At 68.4% G+C, this 3,244-nt stretch carries 6 protein-coding genes; 4 read left to right on the top strand and 2 right to left on the bottom strand.

Translation table 11 applies throughout. From position 1 onward, the window contains the following. On the top strand, positions 1–582 hold a 582-nt coding region (locus A5711_RS04150; protein WP_067944298.1), incomplete at its 5' end, for an inositol monophosphatase family protein. A gap of 8 nt (positions 583–590) precedes the next feature. Here the strand turns inward: A5711_RS04150 and cei are convergent. After that, complete coding sequence (cei, locus tag A5711_RS04145; RefSeq protein WP_066950310.1) at positions 591–1,244, bottom strand: envelope integrity protein Cei; 654 nt, start codon at positions 1,242–1,244, stop codon at positions 591–593. A gap of 193 nt (positions 1,245–1,437) precedes the next feature. Between cei and A5711_RS04140 the strand changes: the two genes are divergently transcribed. Beyond that, positions 1,438–1,740, top strand: coding sequence for a DUF4193 domain-containing protein (locus A5711_RS04140; RefSeq protein WP_007171590.1), 303 nt, complete (start codon positions 1,438–1,440; stop codon positions 1,738–1,740). A 13-nt stretch (positions 1,741–1,753) separates the two neighbouring features. Here A5711_RS04140 and A5711_RS04135 read toward each other — a convergent pair whose 3' ends face one another. Further along, entirely contained in the window at positions 1,754–2,239 is a 486-nt protein-coding gene (locus A5711_RS04135) for a DUF3093 domain-containing protein (protein WP_067944296.1), read from the bottom strand. 25 nt (positions 2,240–2,264) lie between these two features. Between A5711_RS04135 and dut the strand changes: the two genes are divergently transcribed. Next, positions 2,265–2,729 (top strand): dUTP diphosphatase, encoded by a 465-nt coding sequence (dut, locus tag A5711_RS04130; protein ID WP_067944294.1) that lies wholly within the window; start codon positions 2,265–2,267, stop codon positions 2,727–2,729. Further along, positions 2,729–3,244: DUF3710 domain-containing protein (locus A5711_RS04125; RefSeq protein ID WP_156744778.1), on the top strand; the 516-nt coding region annotated here is incomplete at its 3' end. The genes dut and A5711_RS04125, both read left to right, overlap by 1 nt.

Below are 3,244 nucleotides of genomic sequence, written 5' to 3'. Positions count from 1 at the left end.
GGCGCGGTCACTTGGGTCCTCGATCCCATCGACGGCACGGTGAACTTCGTCTACGGCATCCCGGCGTACGCGGTGTCGGTCGGCGTGCAAGTCGAGGGCATGTCGGTGGCGGGCGCGGTCGCCGACGTCGTCGCGGGCCGGGTGTACTCGGCCGCCATCGGTCTGGGCGCGCATGTCGTCGACGATCAGGGGGTGCGGCCGCTGCGGTGCGCCACGGTCGACGATTTGTCGATGGCGCTGCTGGGCACGGGCTTCGGGTACTCGCGGCAGCGGCGGGCGACGCAGGCGGCGCTGTTGGCGCGGCTGCTGCCCGTGGTCCGCGACGTCCGCCGGATCGGTTCGGCGGCACTGGATCTGTGCATGGTCGCGGCGGGCCGGCTCGACGCGTTCTACGAGCACGGCCTGCAGCCGTGGGATTGCGCCGCCGGTGCGCTGATCGCGGCCGAGGCGGGGGCGCGGGTTTCCTTGCCCGCGAACGACATTGAAGGCGCCGGGCTGGTGTTGGCCGCCGCGCCGGGAATCGCCGACGCGCTGCTGGCCGCCCTGGACGAAATCGACGGCCTGGACCCGATCCTCGATTGAGGCCGCGCTCAGCAGCTGCTGGCGTGAATCTTCGTGAGCAGCGCGGGGTCTGACGGCTCGGTGGCGCCGGGGCGCAGCGTGGCCAGCACGGCATCGATGTCGTCGTTGTGGGCCAGGGCGGTGAAGTCCGTACCCAACGCCAGGTCGACTGAGTCGTCGGCGCGACTGTCGTTGAACAACTCCATGCACGGCGCCACCAACCAGACCGCCGCCGCGGTAGCCTGCCCGGCCGTACCGAAGCGGATCTGGCCCTGGCAGGTCAGCCGCGTGCCGGCATACAGGGGATCGTTAGCGGCCGTCGGCTGGGCAAACCCGAGGTCCTTCAGGGCGCCTGAGACGTCACCGGCCTGCCCGCCCCGCCCGCTGGCGTTGAGCACGCGGACCTTGGTGTCGCTGAGTTTGGCGGGTGTGACGTCCATCATCGCGCTTCGCGACACCTGCTCACCAAGCTGCGCCGGCGCCCCCGATCCGGCCCCTTTCGGCGGCGGGTTGCACACCGCGACCTCGTGCACCTTCGCCGGCCGGGTCAGCGCGATCGTCCACACCACGGCCGTCACCACCACGAGGAAAACGACCACGACGATGGCGGGGCGGGGATTGCGTCGCCGGAAGGGCCGACCGTGCTTGTCGAAAGCGGTACCCTCGGTGATTTGTGCGACCACAGGTGCACTCTAGTCGCACCCTAAACGCACTGTTCAAAGGCGAACGCAAGGGCCAAGATGGGTGTGTGACGTAAATCACACATAACCGGACCGCTATCCGGGCACGAATCATTTGGTGGATGCGTTCGACGCTGGTACAAAGCGATGCCTGATAAACGAGGCATGAAGAGGCAACAGGGCAGGGGAAACAGATATGCCTACCGACTACGACGCTCCACGGCGCACCGAGACCGACGATGTCTCGGAAGATTCGCTGGAGGAGCTCAAAGCCCGACGCAACGAGGCGGCCTCGGCCGTGGTGGACGTCGACGAATCCGAAACCGCTGAGTCTTTCGAGCTGCCCGGCGCCGACCTGTCCGGGGAAGAGTTGTCGGTGCGCGTCATTCCGAAGCAGGCCGACGAGTTCACCTGCTCGAGCTGTTTTTTGGTGCAACACCGCAGCCGGCTGGCCAGCGAGAAGAACGGCCTGATGATCTGTACCGACTGCGCGGCCTGAGCGGGTTTCGGGATCAGCTGCGCAATGCCGACAGCACCCGCTCGGGGTGGCGGCAACTCACCAGCCAGTACGGCGTCGGGTCGTCCGGGTCGTCGAGGACGACCAGGATCATCGGCCCGATCCACGCCCGATGCAACACGTAAGCCGCCGGGTCGAGTTGGCGGCCCAGGGCCGCGGATTTGGCCGACGGGGCGACCGCGGCGGATCGGGCGATCACGGTGACCGGCAGATGCGCCTCGCCGGCCCACAATTCGACCCCACCCGGCACGTTCGGGTCGGCGGTCACCCGGATCTCGACCCGGCCCAGCCACAACAGGCCTCCGGCCGCCACCGCGAAAAGCGTTGCGTACGGCAGCCAGGAAGGCCGGGGGGCGACGCCCATGTTGACTTCGAAGGCGATCAGCCCCGCCAGCCCTAAGGCGAGCGGCCACCACCACCATGGCACCCACAGTCGTTCGCGATATCGCACACTGTGCGGCGCGACGCGCGTACCGGACACGCAGTCAAGGGTAATCTGTGGCCCCGTGTCGACCAGTCTCGCCATCGTCCGTCTTGATCCCGAGCTTCCACTGCCCACGCGCGCTCACCAAGGCGACGCCGGCGTGGACCTCTACAGCGCGGAAGATCTCAAGCTGGAACCCGGGCGACGCGCCCTGGTCCGCACGGGCGTGGCCGTCGCGATCCCGTTCGGGATGGTCGGGTTGGTGCACCCGCGTTCGGGATTGGCGTCGCGCGTGGGGCTTTCGATCGTCAACAGTCCGGGGACCATCGACGCGGGCTATCGCGGCGAGATCAAGGTCGCGCTGATCAACCTCGATCCCGCCGAGCCCATCGTGGTGCACCGTGGCGACCGCATCGCCCAGCTGCTCGTGCAGCGGGTCGAGCTGGTCGAGCTGGTCGAGGTGTCGTCGTTCGACGAGGCCGGGCTGGCCGACACATCCCGTGGCGACGGTGGCCACGGTTCCTCCGGCGGACATGCGAGTTTGTGATGGCACTTAACAGAAGCAATGACGACCGCGACGAGCCGGTCGACGCGGCACCCGCCGCCGACCCGATCGACGAGGAGTTCGACGACGAACTCGAGGGCCCGTTCGACATCGATGATTTCGAGGACCCGTCGGTCGCCGAGGTAGCGCGCCTGGACCTCGGCTCAGTGCTCATTCCGATGCCGGAGGCGGGCCAGCTGCAGGTCGAACTGACCGAGACCGGCGTTCCCAGCGCCGTGTGGGTCGTCACGCCCAACGGCCGCTTCACCATCGCGGCGTACGCGGCACCGAAGACGGGCGGCCTATGGCGCGAAGTGGCCGGCGAACTCGCGGATTCGCTGCGCAAGGACTCGGCCAAAGTCAGCATCAAGGACGGCCCCTGGGGCCGCGAGGTGGTCGGCTCCGCCTCCGGTGCGGTGCGCTTCATCGGGGTCGACGGCTACCGCTGGATGATCCGCTGCGTGATCAACGGCCCTCACGAGACCATGGAAGCCCTCGAGCAGGAGGCGCGGGCGGCG

This window comes from Mycobacterium sp. E2238 (assembly GCF_001672665.1).
GTDB lineage: Bacteria > Actinomycetota > Actinomycetes > Mycobacteriales > Mycobacteriaceae > Mycobacterium.
Note: the sequence above shows the minus strand (reverse complement) of the source record. Positions and strands in the feature narration are given on the sequence as shown.